Here is a 14919-nt window from a genome sequence, read left to right on the forward strand (position 1 = left end):
CTTCGATCGAGAGAGCGAAACGTCAAGTGCGAGTAGCGCAGTCCTGGCTGACCGACATCATCCAGCGCACCAACCCCGACTGGTCGGTGACGCCGGAAGAGCTCGACGCGGGGTTCGTCCGTGTCGGCTTGGAGGTCGAAGAAGTCGACAAGCTCGAGCGGATCGCCGGTGACATCGATAAGCCGCTGGTCGTCGGCCGCGTCGCCGAGATCACCGAGCTGACCGAGTTCAAGAAGCCGATCCGCTTCTGCAAGGTCGATGTCGGCAACCCTGAACTTCAGGAAATCGTCTGTGGCGCAACCAACTTCGCCGTCGGCGACCTGGTTGTCGTCGTGCTGCCCGGTGGTGTGCTGCCCGGCGGGTTCGCGATCTCCTCGCGCAAGACCTACGGGCATGTCTCCAACGGGATGATCTGCTCGGTCGCCGAACTCGGTATCGGCAAGGATCATGCGGGCATTCTGGTGCTCGAGCCGGGCACCGCCGAGCCGGGCGCGGACGCGAACGAGCTACTGGGCCTCGACGATACGGTCATCGAGCTCAACATCACCCCCGACCGCGGCTACTGCTTCTCGGTGCGCGGACTGGCCCGCGAACTCGCCTGCGGCTTCGACCTCGACTACGCCGATCCCGCCGTGCGCATCCTGCCGGACGATGAGCAGGACGCCTGGTCGATCACTCTCGAACCCGACTCCAAGTGCACCCGCTTCGCGGCGCGCCGGGTCACCGGTATCGACCCGAACGCGGTGAGCCCCTGGTGGTTACAGCGCAGGCTGCTGCTGTCCGGCGTGCGCCCGATCTCGCCTGCCGTCGACGTAACCAACTACGTCATGCTCGAACTCGGCCAGCCGCTGCACGCCTGGGACGCGGCCAAGTTGAACGGCGGCCTGGTGGTGCGCACCGCCAACAAGGGTGAGACGCTGCGCACCCTCGACGAGGTCGAGCGCACGCTGGACGCCGAAGACGTGGTGATCGCCGACGATTCCGGCGTGGTCTCGCTGGCCGGTGTGATGGGCGGCGCGTCCACCGAGGTCGGCGCCGAAACGACCGACATCCTGCTGGAAGCCGCCACCTGGAATCCGCTGCTGACCTACCGCACCTCGCGCAGGCACAAGCTGGTCTCCGAGGCGGGCAAGCGCTACGAGCGGGTGGTCGACCCGGAGATCAACGTGGCCGCACTCGACCGCGCCGCCACCCTGCTCGCCGAAATCGCCGGTGGCACTATTGAATCCGCGCTCACCGACGTGCGCGTCCCGGTGCCGTCCGCGCCGCCGATCCGGATGGACATCGACCGGGCCGACCGCGTCGCCGGTGTCGTCTACCCGACCGGCACCTCCGCGCGCCGCCTGGCCCAGATCGGCTGCACCGTCGAGGTCGCCGTCGACGAGACCACCGGGCACGGTCAGCTCGAGGTCACGCCGCCGAGCTGGCGACCCGACCTGGTGCAACCCGCCGACCTGGTCGAAGAGGTGCTGCGGCTGGAGGGCCTCGAGCAGATCCCGTCTGTGCTGCCCGCCGCGCCCGCCGGGCGTGGTCTCACCGCCACCCAGCGCCGTCGCCGCGCGGTCGGGCGGGCGCTGGCCTTCGCCGGTACCGTCGAGGTGCCCGCGCCGTTGTTCATGCCCGCCGGTGTTTTCGACACCTGGGGTCTGGACGCCGACGACCCGCGCCGGGCGTCCACCCGGGTGCTGAACCCACTCGATGTCGAGCGCGCCGAGCTGGCCACCACGCTGCTGCCCGGCCTGCTGGAAGTGGCCACCCGCAACATCTCTCGCGGCGCCCGCGACCTCACCATCTTCGGCATCGCCCAGGTGGTGCTGCCCGGTGACAACGTGCACCCGGTCGAGGCGCTGCCGGTCGACCGCCGTCCCACCGACGACCAGATCGCCGACCTGCTCGACTCGCTGCCCGCCCAGCCCGTGCACGTCGCGGCCGTCCTCACCGGCCGTCGCGAACCGCGCGGGCCGTGGGGTCAGGGCCGTCAGGCCGAGGCCGCCGACGCGTTCGCCATCGCCGACGCGGTCGCCGACGCGGCGGGCGTCACCCTGGAGCGCCGCCCCGCCGCCTACCTGCCGTGGCATCCGGGTCGCTGCGCCGAGCTGGTGGTGGACGGCAACGTTGTCGGCTACGCGGGCGAACTGCATCCTGCGGTACTGGAACGGTCCGGCTTGCCGCCGCGCACCTGCGCCGTCGAACTCGACCTCGACGCCCTGCCGCTGCTCGAATCCCGGCCCGCCCCAACGATTTCCCCGTTCCCGGCGGTGCTGCAGGACGTCTCGGTCAGCGTCGAGAAGGCGACCCCCGCGGCCGCCGTGGAATCGGCCATGCGCACCGGCGGCGGCGAACTCCTCGAGGACATCGCCCTGTTCGACGTCTACGAGGGCACCCAAGCAGGTGCGGGCCGCAAGTCCCTCACCTATGCCCTCCGCTTCCGCGCCACCGACCGCACCCTCACCGAGGACGAAGCCAGCGCCGCCCGCGACGCCGCGGTAACAGCCGCCGCCGACGCCGTCGGTGCGGTCCTGCGCGGCTAGCCGCCGCGTACGAATCACCTGTATGCGATCAGGCCCGGAAGTGGAAGCTTCCGGGCCTGAGACAGAGCGGGTTCGCTAGCTGGCGCGGCACGCCTGGTCGAGGGCCGACATGGCGTTCTGCAGCTCTTGGTCCTGGAGCACGGCGCCGAGTTGATTGTCCGACGCGGTTGCCGCCTTGTTCATGTAGGGCACGGCGCCCGAGATCGCGGTCTTCACCGCGCCCTCGTCGGCGTTGGCCGCTGCGGTGTCCAACTTTCCGGCCGCGGTGCCGAATGCCGCCTTCACCTCTGCCGCGGATCCGGCGCCGCTCGCCTTGGACGCGTTGATCCCGGCGGTCAGTTCGTTGGCCGTCGCGCTGACGGACGCGCACGTGTCCGCATCGCTGACGGCGCTTGCGGGCACAGCCGCGGCGGTGAAGCCGGCGAGCGCCGCTACGAGCGTCACGGTCGCGAGAATCGTTGTCCGCATAGAAGATGTTCCCTTTCGTTGGTTGACAATCCCCGCCTTGTATACCCGTTCCGGCGGCGCCCGAAGCGGCTCGATTTCCGGCGAGTCGCGGAGCGGGACGGTCGTGCAGATCGGTAGGACAGGCTCGGGCCAGCACTCGAAAGTCATGCGGGTCGAGTGACCAAAACCGGTCGGGGAGGGGTAAGAACGACATCATGCGACACCCGGCCAGTCCGATACTGAACGCGTTGACCTATCTGCCGGATCGGCAGATCCTGCAGACACCCGCCATGCTCGGCATGACGTATACCGACCTGTCGATCAGCACCGCCGACGGGGAAACGCTGCACGGCTGGTGGCTGCCCGCGCCGAAGTCGATCGGGCACATCCTGTTCGCGCACGGCAACGCGGGGAATATCGGCGATCGGATCGCGCTGTTCGCTTTGCTCGTCGAGGCCGGGTTCGACGTGCTCGCGTTCGACTATCGCGGATACGGGCAGAGCACCGGGCGGCCCACCGAGCACGGCACCTACCTCGACGCGCGGGCGGCGCGGCGGGTGCTGCTCGAACAACCCGGTGTCGATCCGAATCATGTTCTCTACCTGGGGAAGTCGCTTGGCGGCGGGGTGATGGTCGAACTCGCCCTCGCGCATCCGCCCGCGGGACTGATGCTGATGTCGACCTTCTCCGGCCTGCGCGATGCCGCCCGATCCGTGTACCCGTTCCTGCCTGGCCCCTTGGTCCCCGACGCGTATCCGAGTGAAAAGCGGATCCGCTCCCTGCGCGCCCCCGTGCTGATCATGCACGGCGACCAGGACGAACTCCTGCCGCTGCGGCACGCGGAACGCCTTTACGCCGCCGCCCGCGAACCGAAACGCCTGAAGGTTTTTCCCGGCGCGGGCCACAACGATCTGATCATCGTCGGCGGCACGGCCTGGTTCCAGCTGGTGCGTGACTGGGCCGGTGCGATCGTCCGAGCGTGAGTAGCCGCCTGCGTAGCCTGGTGATATGACTGAAAACAGCGAGATCGCGGCCCGTTTGGCGGCGCTGTCCGACGGCGAATTGGTCGGTGTACTGCTGGTGGCCACCGCGGAACGCCCCGGCTTCGCCGTCGTGCACGCCGCGCTGCTCAGCCTCCTCGATGCCGGTGATAAGACAACAGTGGGCGATGTGACTCCTACCACGATGCCTACGTCGGTGCATGACGCGCCGCCGCTGCACGATGTATCCGGCCAGGTCGGAGGCACCTCTGCGGTACCCGCGGTACCGGTACCGCCGACCGGTATCCCGGCACCGACTGAGACAGGCGGGTATTCGCCCTCCGGTGTCCCTACTTGGGGGTCAGTTCGCGATAAGGTCGAGCAGCGCTTCGGCTCCGCGCAGGGGATGAGCGAACTCGATCAGCAGACCCCGGCGGGCCGCAGCGCCGACGAGCAATGGGACGCGCGCGAGCAGGCGGCGCGTGAACGCCTGGACCAGATACGGAAGTCGTTGCGCGGCAACGATACCGAAACATAAGGGCCGTAACCTGGCCAGGCGCACCGTACTACGACAGTGATGGGTGGAACACGATGACGGAGCCGCGCGAGATTGCTGAACGGCTACTCGATGCACAGGTGGAATTCGTGCTCGCCGAGGTCACCGGCGATCGCTTCGCCGAAGTTGTCGCTCGCGATGTCGAGTCGGTGCTCGGTGTCGCGGACACCCTGATCTTCCGCGACATCGTCGAGGTCGATCAGGCCAAGCAGACCGTCGCGACCATCATCGATCTGATCGGCGGCAGCCCGGTGATCGCGGACATGGTCGGGGTTTTCGCCGATTCCATCTACGACAATATCGCCGCCAACAACGACTACACCCTCGGCCAGGTGGTCGACCGCGAACCGGTGGAAGCGTTGCTGGAGAAGATCTTCGGCATGCATCAGGCCCAGGAACGCATTCTGGACCGGCTCACCGAGAGCCCGCTGGTCGCCACCGTCGCTTCGAAGTTCGTCGACAAGTTGATCTCCGACTTCATGGAGGCGAACAAGCAAATCGCCGGCAAGATCCCCGGCGTCTCCTCGTTGATCTCCATGGGGCAGTCCGCGGCCAAGACCGCGAAGAAGGCGACCGAGAGCACCTTCATCGGCGACATGGCGGGCAAGGGCGCGGTTTTCGCACTCAAACGGACCAACAACGCGATCCGCGAAATGTTGCGTGACGCACCGGTGCACGACGCCGCCATGGAATTCTGGGATCTGCACGCCGACGAACCGGTCAGCGGCCTGCGCGATTATCTGTCGCAGAAGGATCTGAACGAACTGGTCTTGATCTGCTACGAAATCGCGGTCACCACCAGGGAGAAGGAATACTTCGGACTGCTCGTCGGCGAATGTGTCGAGGTGTTCTTCACGAAGTACGGCGATTACACGCTGGCGGCCATGCTGCCGGAACTCGGCTTGACCGCCGACGACATTGCCGCCGAAATCCTGCGCTACGGCCCCGCGGTCATCGAGGGCGCCAAGCGAAACGGCGTGCTCGCCAAGTTGATTCGGGAACGGCTGGAGCCGTTCTACACCTCCGAAAAGGTACTCGCGATTCTCGGCGGCGAGTAACCGGCTCCTTGTCGATTGCTGGTGGGTTGCCGATCGACCCGCGGCTCACCAGCGCGCACGGTGCCGCGGCGGCGGGGGAGCGGCCGCCGCTCGAGGTGCGCGCAAGGCCGCGACTCGGCTACTATCCGAGGGCATTTCGGGCCGGCGCCCGGATGCCGACTGATCGTCCACCTGCCCTACCTCACTTCGGTGGGCATTAAGTTCTGCTTCAACCTTGAACCACCTTTCTGTCTCAAACGGGACAGTTGGTAGCAACGGGTTGGCAGTACGGGTTGAAAAGTATGAACAAAGTTCCCTATCTGGGGTTCTCGAGTTGACGCCGGACCGGGCATATGGGATTTTGCTCGGAGACTTTCCGTGCGCTCGTCGTGGAGCTGTCACGGCCGGCTTTTCGGAGGAGTAGCAGGTTGGTGCGTTCACGTCTACGGCAACCAAAGCCCGGGGACACACCGGATCTCACAATTGCGGTTCCCGCTGGGAAGCCAAGCGGTCGAATGACGGCCGTCATCCGGCCGAGAACCATCGGCGGTCAGCTGACCCGAATTCTGGCGCTCGCACTGATTTTGGTGCTCGCGTTGCTGGGAGTCACTGTCTATCGCGAACTCTCGGACTACCGAGAGTCCAACGACACGGTGAAGGCCGTGTCGCTGGCGCTGAGCGTGCAGGACCTCACCAACCAGATCCAGCGTGAACTCGGTTTGAGCAACGGCCTGCTCGGCGGCGACAACCGCCTGCAGCAGCCGCTGCTCGACCAGCGAGGCAAGGTCGACAGCGCACTCGGCACCCTCACCAGCGCCGCGGCCGGGGACGCCCCCGGCGCCGATCAGGTGCGCGCGGCGCTCAGCCAGCTGAATCTGCTGGCCAACACCCGCACGCAGATCGACACGCGCCGCGTCAGCAGGCAGGTCGTCTTCCAGTTCTACACCGACGGCGTCACCGCGCTGAACCGCCTCGCGCTCGGCCTCGACCAGGCGCGCGACCCGCAGATCCAGCGCGGCCTGCAGGCGTTGTACGCGCTGGGTGGGGCCAAGGAGGAGGTCGACAAGGAGCGAGGCTTCCTCAACGGCGTCTTCACCGCGGGCCGCTTCAACGGCGGCGAGTACGTGCAGTTCATGGAGATCCGCTCCACCAAGCTCGCGGGCTTCACCGCGTTCTCCCGCTACGCGACCAAGGCCCAGCAAGCAAAGCTGGACGCCGCGATGTTGAGCGAGAACGCCACCAAGGCAGACCAATCGGAGACCATCGCGATCGCGTCGAGCGACGGACCGCTGGTCCGTGAGGTCGACCCGATGACCTGGTGGACCCAGATGTCCAGCGTCCTCGACGAACAGCGCACCGTGCAGCAGGCCGTCGGCGACGACGTGCAGGCCCGCGCGGACAGCCTGCGTGCCGCCGCGTTGACCAAGTTGATCTTCTTCCTCGTCGCCTCGGGAATCGCCATCGCGGCGATGATCGTGCTGGTGATCACCTCGGTGCGCGCCATCGTGCGCCCGCTCGCCGCGCTGGCCGGCGAGGCCGACGACGTGGCGACGCGCCGGCTGCCTCAGGTCATCGAGGCCTGGTCGAGAACGGACGACAGTCGGCCCGAGGCGCCGATGCCGGTGCTCGCACCCGCCGGTGCGAGTACCGAAATCGCCGCCGTGGCAGGCGCGCTGGACCGCGTGCAGACCACCGCCTTCGAGCTCGCCTCGCAGCAGGCGCTGGTGCGCCGCAACACCACGGAGTCGATGGCCAACCTGGCCAGGCGCAATCAGAACCTTGTCCGCCGCCAGCTCGGCCTGATCAGCGAGTTCGAACGCGAGGAACTCGATCCCAAGGGTCTGTCAAACCTGTTCGAGCTCGACCACCTGGCCACCCGCATGCGGCGCAACGCCGAGAGCCTGCTTGTGCTCGTCGGTGAGGCGAGCCCGCGGCGCTGGGCCCAGCCGATCGCGCTCAGCGACGTCATCCGCGCGGGTCTGTCCGAGGTCGACGACTACCGCCGGGTCGTGCTGCGCCGGGTGGATGACGTGATGATCACCGGCGCGGTGGTCAGCGAGCTCGCGCACATGCTCGCCGAGCTCATCGAGAACGGACTCGCCTTCTCCCCACCGGATCTGGAGGTGGAGATCTACGGCCGCCGGGTGCCGCACGGGTATCTGCTCGCCGTCGTCGACCACGGTGTCGGCATGCCGATGGACCAGCTGGCCCAGTCGAACGCCAGGCTGCGCGGCGAACAGGACTTCATCGTCGCGCCGACCCGCTACCTCGGCCACTACGTGGTCGGCCGGCTGGCCGAGCGGCTCGGCATCGACGTCGAGCTCAACGTCTCGCCGGTCAGCGGCATCGTCGCGCGGATGTCACTGCCGTTGGAAATCCTTGTCCAGGAACAAGATCGTCGGCCGGCCGCGGTGCAGGCCAAGATCTCCGGCACCGGGCTGGAGCGGTCGTGGGGCGCGGATTCGGAGTCCAACAGCGTGCCCGAACTGGAGTCGGGCCCGAATACCAACGGCGCCATGACTTCTCCGGCCGTGATCCGCGGCAACGCGCCCGAGCCGATCCCGCCGAGCCCGCGCGGTCCCGCCCATGCGGCGCCCGCGATCTCGTCGAACGAACAGAACGGTGTGGAGCGCCGGGCCGAGGGTCCGTGGACCGCGGCGCAGCGGGCGGTACCGCGCAACGACCAGTACACCGGTCCGCAGCATGCCGCACCGAGCGGCCCCGCGCCCTCCGCGTACTCCCAGTTCGTGTCCCCGCCAACGGTTTCCACGCCGCCGCCGGTATCCCCACCGCCGGACCCCGCCGATCGATTGCTGACCGACACCGGAACATGGCGGCTGCCCGATTCGCCGGAAGGCCCGCACGGAGTCACCGAAAGCCATTACGGTGTCAATGGATCGGCGCCCGGGGCACCAGCACCGCGCACCACGCGTAACGGACTTGTCAAGCGCAACAAGAAGTCTCGCTCCGCGGGCACGGCGCCCAGCACCGAACCGCGGCGGGAGACCAATGGCACGGCGGAGCGGCCGGATCGGGCACCGATTCCGGAACGTTCGCCGGAGGAAACCCGTAGCATGCTTTCGTCGTTCCGGGCCGGACACGATCGCGGCGCCCCGCCGCCGCCGTCGACCACCCGTCCCTACGTCGGAGCCCGCGACCACGACGCCCGCGCCGACGACCAGGCTCAGACCATCGCAGAGGAGAACCGGTGACCACTCACTTGCCGAGCGCCGACCCGCACACGTTCAACTGGATGCTCGCCAACTTCGTCCGGGAAACCGACGGTGTCCGCGACACCGTCGCGGTCTCCTCGGACGGGTTGCTCATCGCGATGTCGGACGGCCTGGACCGCACCTCAGCGGACCGGCTCTCGGCCATGGTGTCGGGGCTGGCCAGCCTCGCCAAGAGTGCGTCACGCAGTTACTCCTTCGACGGACTCAAACTGATCATGATCGAGATGAAGCGTGGCTTCTTGCTCGTCTCGGCCATGGGTGACGGCAGCTGCCTCGGCGTAATCGCCGACGGCAGTTGCGATGTCGGCCTTGTCGGCTACGAAATGGCCGTGCTGGCCGAACGCGCCGGGTCGCTCCTTGACCCGACGTTGATATCCGAGTTGCGAGAGACGTTGCGAAGATGAGAGATCCTGACCGGCCGAGGCTGCCGGACCCGCGGATGATCCCGATGAATCAGATGTTCGGGTGGTTCGATCCGGACCGCCCAGGCCAGCAACAACCGCCGGCCGAAGAGCTTGTCGACAGTGATGAACAGTTTGTGCGTCCCTTTGTCGTCACCGCGGGGCGCACTACGCCGTTGATGGACGGTTTGCGCATCGAAACCCTGGTGCAGGCGCCGCCCTCGGCGCTTTCCGCACCGCTGCAATTCGAACAGCGCACCGTGGTGCAGCTGTGCCAGCAGCCCCATTCCATCGCCGAAATCGGTACCGCGCTGCGCGTTCCGGTCGGTGTCGCGAAGGTCGTCGTCAGCGACCTCGTCGCCGGAGGGTACGCGACGGTGCGTGAGGCCGATCAACTGTCTACCGCTGCCATCGAGAGGATCAGGGACCTTGTACGGGCACTCTGACATGAACGCCGCGCCACCACCGACGATGCCGTCCTCGGTGAAGATCGTGATCAGCGGCGGATTCGGCGTCGGTAAAACAACATTCATCGGCGCGATCTCCGAGATCGAGCCGTTGGTCACCGAGGCCGCGATGACCGAGGTGGCGATCGGTATCGACGATCCGGGTCGGCGCGCGGAGAAGACGCAGACCACGGTCGCGCTCGACTTCGGCCGAATCACGTTGGACCGCTCGCTGATTCTGTACCTGTTCGGCACGCCGGGCCAGGACCGGTTCGTCTTCCTGTGGGACGACTTGGTCGACGGCGCGCTCGGCGCGGTGATCATGGTGGACACCAGCCGGGTCGGCGACTGCTACCCCGTGCTGGACTACTTCGAGGAGAAGCAGACGCCATTCGTGGTGGTGGTCAACCGCTTCGACAACGGCGTGCATTTCGACCTCGCCGAGGTCCGCGAGGCGCTGGAGCTCGACGACTGGATCCCGGTGCTGGAATGCGATGCGCGCGACCGTGAATCGGTCAAGGACGTCCTCGTCGCCCTGCTCGAGCAGGTCCTGTTCCACCGACTATCGGTGCAGGGTCTGCCTGCCTGACGAGCTCCATCGAACGGGACGTGACCACGGCGACCGCCGGGGTCAGGTCCCGTTCGGCGTTTAGGGTGGCGGGCGTGGGTGAGATGAAGGAGCGAATGCTCCGCGTGGAGTTGTACCGGGACAATGATCCCGAGTTGGAGATCGAGCGGGAGCGGGCGCAGCGGCTGTGCGACGAATTCAACGGGAGCGCCGCCGGAGACCGTGAGCGGCGTGATGCTGTGCTGCGTGAGTTGCTCGGGAAGTTCGGCGAGGGGTCGTGGATCAGGCCGCGGTTCCAGTGCGACTACGGGTATCTGATCGAGATCGGGACGAACACTTTCCTGAATTTCGATGCGATCCTGCTGGATTGCGCGCCGATCAGCATCGGCAACGATGTGTCCATCGGGCCGCGATGCCAGTTGCTGACGGCGCTGCATCCGATGGCGGACCACGAGCTGCGCAGGGAGCGCTGGGAGACCGCCGCGCCGATCCGGATCGGGAACAACGTGTGGTTCGGGGGCGGGGTGATCGTGTGCCCGGGGGTCACCGTCGGGGACGACACCGTGGTCGGCGCGGGCAGTGTGGTTACCAGAGATCTGCCGCCGAGGGTGTTCGCAGCCGGTAATCCGGCACGGGTGATCCGCGACTTGTAACCGCTGGCGCGTAGTTGCTATGTCAGCGTCGCCTGGTCGCCGTACAGCGGGTCGTCGTTGAAGACTCCGAGCTGCTCGCCTTCGGCGTCGAGTGGGTACAGCCAGATGTAGACCTCTTCGGATTTCGCGAGTGGCTTCTGTTTGGGTTGGGCGACGGGCACGTCGACATGGTGAGGCTTGCTGTCACACGTGAGGCCCGAGGCCTTGCCGATCAGATTCTTGTCGCGCTTGCTGGCGATCTCGACCTCGACACCCTTGACGCCCGAGTCCTTTTCACACGAGTAATCGACCCCCACCTTGACGGTCTTGCCGGAGATCTCCGCCGACACCACGCGGCCGGCGCCATTGAAGGGGTCGTCGGCGCTGGCCACGCCGGATCCTCCAGCGACGAGCGCGGCAACAGCCATGACACTTGCGAACATCCGAGTCCTCATGAGCTACTCCTCGATAGGCCGGGGTCAGTACAGCTCCTTATTCGGTCCTGCGTCGTGCTCGGATGGGTCCGAGGCGGCGTGTTCCGGTTCGGCGGCGACGATAATTCTGAGCTATCGCAACGGACACCGTGTCAGCCGATGAATTCGGTTCGGCTCCGCCGTCAGTAGTGGTGTCCCGCCTTACTGAAGGAGTACAAACATGAGCAACGGCAAAGATCTCGCCCTCAGCCACGTCGCCGTGCTGGTCGGCGACCAGGACAGGGCGGTCGAGTTCTATCGCGACGTACTCGGCCTCGAGGTCCGCCAGGACATGCCGTTCCCGGGCGGCCGCTGGCTGACCGTGGGTCCGGCCGGTCAGGCCGGCATCGAATTCATCCTCGAGGTCCCGGAGATGAACCCCTCCGCCGAGGCGCGCGAGGCGGCACAGGCGCGGCTGCGCAACGGCGCGGCAGGCACGCTGATCTTCACCACCGAATCGGCCGACGACACCTTCGCCCGGCTGCGTGACGCGGGTGCCGAGGTGAGCCAGGAGCCGATCTCGCAGCCGTATGGCATGCGCGACTGCGCCTTCCGCGACCCGTGGGGTAACCACCTGCGGTTCTCCGAGGTGCTCGGCTGACCTGAACCCGTTGACGCCCTGGGATTCCCAGGGGTCAGCTCACGCGGGTCAACACCGCGATCGGCAACTTTCGCGAGGTGAGCGCCTGATAGGTCGCGTAGGCCGGGTACTGGGCGACCATGATGCGCCCGCGGCGACACGGTGTGGGCGGCGTCGCATACCAACGCGGGCCGGACGGCAATACTGTCTGATCATGGGTGAATCGACGAGCGAGACGCAACACGACGCCATCCGGCCACTGCGCGACGACATCCGATTTCTCGGCGGCGTACTCGGGGACGCCATTCGTGACCACGAGGGCCCGGAGGTATTCGACCTCATCGAGCGGGTGCGCATCGAGGCCTTCCGGGTGCGGCGTGCGGAGGTCGAGCGCAGCGCGGTCGCCGAGATGCTGGACGGGGTGGAGATCGGGGTGGCGCTGCCGCTGATCCGCGCGTTCAGCTATTTCGTGCTGCTGGCCAACCTGGCCGAGGACATCCAGCGTGATCGCCGTCGTCATGCGCACGAGGCGGCCGGTGAGCCGCCGCAAGATTCGTCGCTGGCCGCCACCTATCGCAAGCTCGACGCGGCGGCGCTGGACGGCGCCGAGGTCGCGGATCTACTGGCCGACGCGCTGGTGTCGCCGGTGATCACCGCGCACCCGACCGAGACCCGTCGCCGCACGGTCTTCGACGCCCAGACCCGGATCACCGAGCTGATGCGGCTGCGCCAGCGATTCACCGACACCGAGCGCGAGCGCGTCGACTTCGAGCAGCAGATCCGCCGCCAGGTGCTGAGCCTGTGGCGCACCGCGCTGATCCGGTTGCAGCGCTTGCGGATCCAGGACGAGATCTCGGTGGGACTGCGCTACTACGACATCACCCTGTTCGACGTGATCCCGGCGATCAACGCCGAGGTGCGGGCCGCGCTGCGCTCCCGTTGGCCGGGCGCGGAACTGCTGCCGCGGCCGATCCTGCGGCCCGGCTCGTGGATCGGCGGCGACCGCGACGGAAACCCGTACGTGACAGCGGATGTCGTGCGCCAGGCCGGACATCAGGCGGCGACGGTCGCCTTCTCACGGTACCTGCGTGAGCTGGTGGAGCTGGAAAAGGTGCTCGCGCTGTCGGCGCGCCTGGTCGCCGTGACGCCCGAGGTCGTCGCCCTCGCCGCGGCCGGATACCCCGATCCCGCGACCCATGCCGACGAACCGTATCGCCGTGCGCTGCACACCATCCGGGGCCGGCTGACGGCGACCGCGCACCGCGCGCTTGGTGTGGTCCCGCCGAACGGTCTCGAGGTCGGCGCCGAACCGTACCCGACCCCGCAGGCGGTGCTCGACGATCTCGACGCGGTGGACTCCTCGCTGCGCGGCAGCGGCGACGACCTGCTCGCCGACGACCGCCTCGCCGCGCTGCGCCACGCGATCGAGACCTTCGGCTTCCACCTGCAGGGCCTGGACATGCGGCAGAACTCGGAGGTGCACGAACAGGTCGTCGCCGAGCTACTGGCCTGGGCCGGTGTGCATTCGGACTACGCGAGCCTGCCCGAACAGCAGCGCGTCGACCTGCTCGCCGGGGAACTGCGCACGCGACGCCCGTTGCTCGGCCCGCATGCCCGGCTGAGCGAGCTGGCCCGCAAAGAGGTCGACATCGTCTGTGCCGCACGCGATGTGGTGGACACCTTCGGCACCGAGGCGGTGCCCAACTACATCATCAGCATGTGCACCTCGGTCAGCGACATGCTGGAGGCCGCGCTGCTGCTGAAGGAGGGCGGCCTGCTCGACCCGGGCGAGCCGGACGGGCCGCCGCACTGCTCGGTGGGCATCGTCCCGCTGTTCGAGACGATCGAGGACCTCGGCGCGGGTGCGGCCACCCTGGCTGCCGCACTGGACGTTCCGGTGTATCGCGACCTGGTCGCGGCGCGCGGCATGCGGCAGGAGGTGATGCTCGGATACTCCGATTCCAACAAGGACGGCGGGTACCTGGCCGCGAACTGGGCGCTCTACCGCGCCGAACTCGATCTCGTCGAGGTGGCCCGCAAGGCCGGAATTCGGTTGCGGCTCTTCCATGGTCGCGGTGGCACCGTCGGTCGCGGCGGCGGTCGCAGCTACGATGCCATCCTCGCCCAGCCCGCCGGTGCGGTGCGCGGGTCGCTGCGGCTGACCGAGCAGGGCGAGGTGATCGCCGCCAAGTACGCGGAACCCGGTGCGGCCCATCGCAATCTGGAGTCGCTCATCGCGGGCACGCTGGAATCCACGCTGCTCGACGTGGAGGGTCTCGGGGCGGACGCGGAGCCGTCCTACGAGCTGATGGACGAACTGGCCGAGCGGGCCCGCGCGGCGTATGCCCGGCTGGTGCACGAAACACCGGGATTCGTCGAGTATTTCCGCCAGTCAACCCCGGTGGCCGAGGTCGGCGACCTGAACATCGGCAGCAGGCCCGCCTCGCGCAAGCCGACGAACTCGGTGTCGGACCTGCGCGCCATCCCGTGGGTGATGTCCTGGAGCCAGGCCAGGGTGATGCTGCCCGGCTGGTACGGCACCGGCACCGCGCTGGAGGAGTGGATCGGCGGCGATCCCGAACGCCTTGCGACACTGACCGATCTGTACCGGCGCTGGCCGTTCCTGCGCACCGTGCTGTCGAACCTGGCGCAGGTGATGGCCAAGAGCGACCTCGATATCGCCGCCCGCTACGCCGAGCTGGTCGAGGACGTGGCGTTGCGGGAGCAGATCTTCGGGATGATCCGCGACGAGCACGCCAGGACCATCCGGATGCACGCCGCGATCACCGGCAACGATCACCTGCTCGCCGACAACCCCTCACTCGCCGAGTCCATCCACAACCGCTTCCCGTACCTGGAGCCCCTGAACCAGATGCAGGTAGAACTGCTGCGCAGGCTCCGCGCGGGCGACGACTCAGAGCTGGTGAAGCGCGGCATCCTCCTCACGATGAACGGCCTCGCCACCGCGCTACGCAACTCGGGCTAGCCGCATAATGAGCTGGACCGCAGAAGGAGGCGCCGCACGCCTTCTGACG

13 protein-coding genes are annotated in these 14919 nt (G+C 67.5%); 11 read left to right on the plus strand and 2 right to left on the minus strand.

Annotated elements, in window-relative coordinates:
• The first annotated feature begins 26 nt into the window (after positions 1–26).
• Positions 27–2531 carry a phenylalanine--tRNA ligase subunit beta gene (gene pheT / locus ACIA8C_RS37005; RefSeq protein WP_397143026.1) on the plus strand — a complete coding sequence of 835 codons (2505 nt, stop codon included), beginning with the start codon at positions 27–29 and terminating at the stop codon, positions 2529–2531.
• 75 nt (positions 2532–2606) lie between these two features.
• Here pheT and ACIA8C_RS37010 read toward each other — a convergent pair whose 3' ends face one another.
• On the minus strand, positions 2607–2999 hold the full coding sequence (locus tag ACIA8C_RS37010; RefSeq protein ID WP_397143028.1) for a hypothetical protein: 393 nt from the start codon (positions 2997–2999) through the stop codon (positions 2607–2609).
• A 194-nt stretch (positions 3000–3193) separates the two neighbouring features.
• Here ACIA8C_RS37010 and ACIA8C_RS37015 point away from each other — a divergent pair, with 194 nt between their 5' ends.
• The 8 genes from ACIA8C_RS37015 (at position 3194) to ACIA8C_RS37050 (ending at position 10852) form a co-directional block, all read left to right on the plus strand.
• Positions 3194–3961: an alpha/beta hydrolase gene (locus ACIA8C_RS37015; protein WP_397143030.1), complete on the plus strand. Its 768-nt coding sequence runs from the start codon at positions 3194–3196 to the stop codon at positions 3959–3961.
• A gap of 25 nt (positions 3962–3986) precedes the next feature.
• Positions 3987–4496: a hypothetical protein gene (locus ACIA8C_RS37020; protein ID WP_397143032.1), complete on the plus strand. Its 510-nt coding sequence runs from the start codon at positions 3987–3989 to the stop codon at positions 4494–4496.
• 53 nt (positions 4497–4549) lie between these two features.
• Complete coding sequence (locus tag ACIA8C_RS37025) at positions 4550–5572, plus strand: hypothetical protein (protein WP_397143034.1); 1023 nt, start codon at positions 4550–4552, stop codon at positions 5570–5572.
• Between the two features lie 494 nt (positions 5573–6066).
• Positions 6067–8763, plus strand: coding sequence for a nitrate- and nitrite sensing domain-containing protein (locus ACIA8C_RS37030; protein WP_397143036.1), 2697 nt, complete (start codon positions 6067–6069; stop codon positions 8761–8763).
• Positions 8764–8804: 41 nt separating this feature from the next.
• Positions 8805–9188 carry a roadblock/LC7 domain-containing protein gene (locus ACIA8C_RS37035; RefSeq protein WP_150407654.1) on the plus strand — a complete coding sequence of 128 codons (384 nt, stop codon included), beginning with the start codon at positions 8805–8807 and terminating at the stop codon, positions 9186–9188.
• 53 nt (positions 9189–9241) lie between these two features.
• Positions 9242–9631 (plus strand): DUF742 domain-containing protein, encoded by a 390-nt coding sequence (locus ACIA8C_RS37040; RefSeq protein ID WP_364737692.1) that lies wholly within the window; start codon positions 9242–9244, stop codon positions 9629–9631.
• Positions 9632–9677: 46 nt separating this feature from the next.
• Complete coding sequence (locus tag ACIA8C_RS37045) at positions 9678–10220, plus strand: GTP-binding protein (protein ID WP_396990193.1); 543 nt, start codon at positions 9678–9680, stop codon at positions 10218–10220.
• A gap of 74 nt (positions 10221–10294) precedes the next feature.
• Positions 10295–10852, plus strand: coding sequence for a sugar O-acetyltransferase (locus ACIA8C_RS37050; RefSeq protein WP_397143039.1), 558 nt, complete (start codon positions 10295–10297; stop codon positions 10850–10852).
• 17 nt (positions 10853–10869) lie between these two features.
• On the opposite strand, the gene ACIA8C_RS37055 is transcribed toward ACIA8C_RS37050, so the two are convergent.
• On the minus strand, positions 10870–11274 hold the full coding sequence (locus ACIA8C_RS37055) for a hypothetical protein (RefSeq protein ID WP_397143041.1): 405 nt from the start codon (positions 11272–11274) through the stop codon (positions 10870–10872).
• Between the two features lie 211 nt (positions 11275–11485).
• On the opposite strand from ACIA8C_RS37055, the gene ACIA8C_RS37060 reads away from it, so the two are divergent.
• Together ACIA8C_RS37060 and ppc are read left to right on the plus strand one after the other, a co-directional pair.
• Complete coding sequence (locus tag ACIA8C_RS37060; RefSeq protein ID WP_397143043.1) at positions 11486–11905, plus strand: VOC family protein; 420 nt, start codon at positions 11486–11488, stop codon at positions 11903–11905.
• 193 nt (positions 11906–12098) lie between these two features.
• Positions 12099–14870 (plus strand): phosphoenolpyruvate carboxylase, encoded by a 2772-nt coding sequence (ppc, locus tag ACIA8C_RS37065; RefSeq protein WP_397143045.1) that lies wholly within the window; start codon positions 12099–12101, stop codon positions 14868–14870.
• The last annotated feature ends 49 nt before the right edge of the window (positions 14871–14919 follow it).

The sequence above is a fragment of the Nocardia sp. NPDC051321 genome (assembly GCF_044455225.1).
Classification (GTDB): Bacteria; Actinomycetota; Actinomycetes; order Mycobacteriales; family Mycobacteriaceae; genus Nocardia.

What these genes read in the sequence shown, in the direction of transcription:
- ACIA8C_RS37010 (WP_397143028.1), bottom strand. Translation starts at nt 2,999, where the DNA reads ATGCGGACAACGATTCTCGCGACCGTGACGCTCGTAGCGGCGCTCGCC.
- ACIA8C_RS37015 (WP_397143030.1), top strand. Translation starts at nt 3,194, where the DNA reads ATGCGACACCCGGCCAGTCCGATACTGAACGCGTTGACCTATCTGCCG.
- ACIA8C_RS37020 (WP_397143032.1), top strand. Translation starts at nt 3,987, where the DNA reads ATGACTGAAAACAGCGAGATCGCGGCCCGTTTGGCGGCGCTGTCCGAC.
- ACIA8C_RS37025 (WP_397143034.1), top strand. Translation starts at nt 4,550, where the DNA reads ATGACGGAGCCGCGCGAGATTGCTGAACGGCTACTCGATGCACAGGTG.
- ACIA8C_RS37030 (WP_397143036.1), top strand. Translation starts at nt 6,067, where the DNA reads ATGACGGCCGTCATCCGGCCGAGAACCATCGGCGGTCAGCTGACCCGA.
- ACIA8C_RS37035 (WP_150407654.1), top strand. Translation starts at nt 8,805, where the DNA reads ATGCTCGCCAACTTCGTCCGGGAAACCGACGGTGTCCGCGACACCGTC.
- ACIA8C_RS37040 (WP_364737692.1), top strand. Translation starts at nt 9,242, where the DNA reads ATGTTCGGGTGGTTCGATCCGGACCGCCCAGGCCAGCAACAACCGCCG.
- ACIA8C_RS37055 (WP_397143041.1), bottom strand. Translation starts at nt 11,274, where the DNA reads ATGTTCGCAAGTGTCATGGCTGTTGCCGCGCTCGTCGCTGGAGGATCC.
- ACIA8C_RS37060 (WP_397143043.1), top strand. Translation starts at nt 11,486, where the DNA reads ATGAGCAACGGCAAAGATCTCGCCCTCAGCCACGTCGCCGTGCTGGTC.
- ppc (WP_397143045.1), top strand. Translation starts at nt 12,099, where the DNA reads ATGGGTGAATCGACGAGCGAGACGCAACACGACGCCATCCGGCCACTG.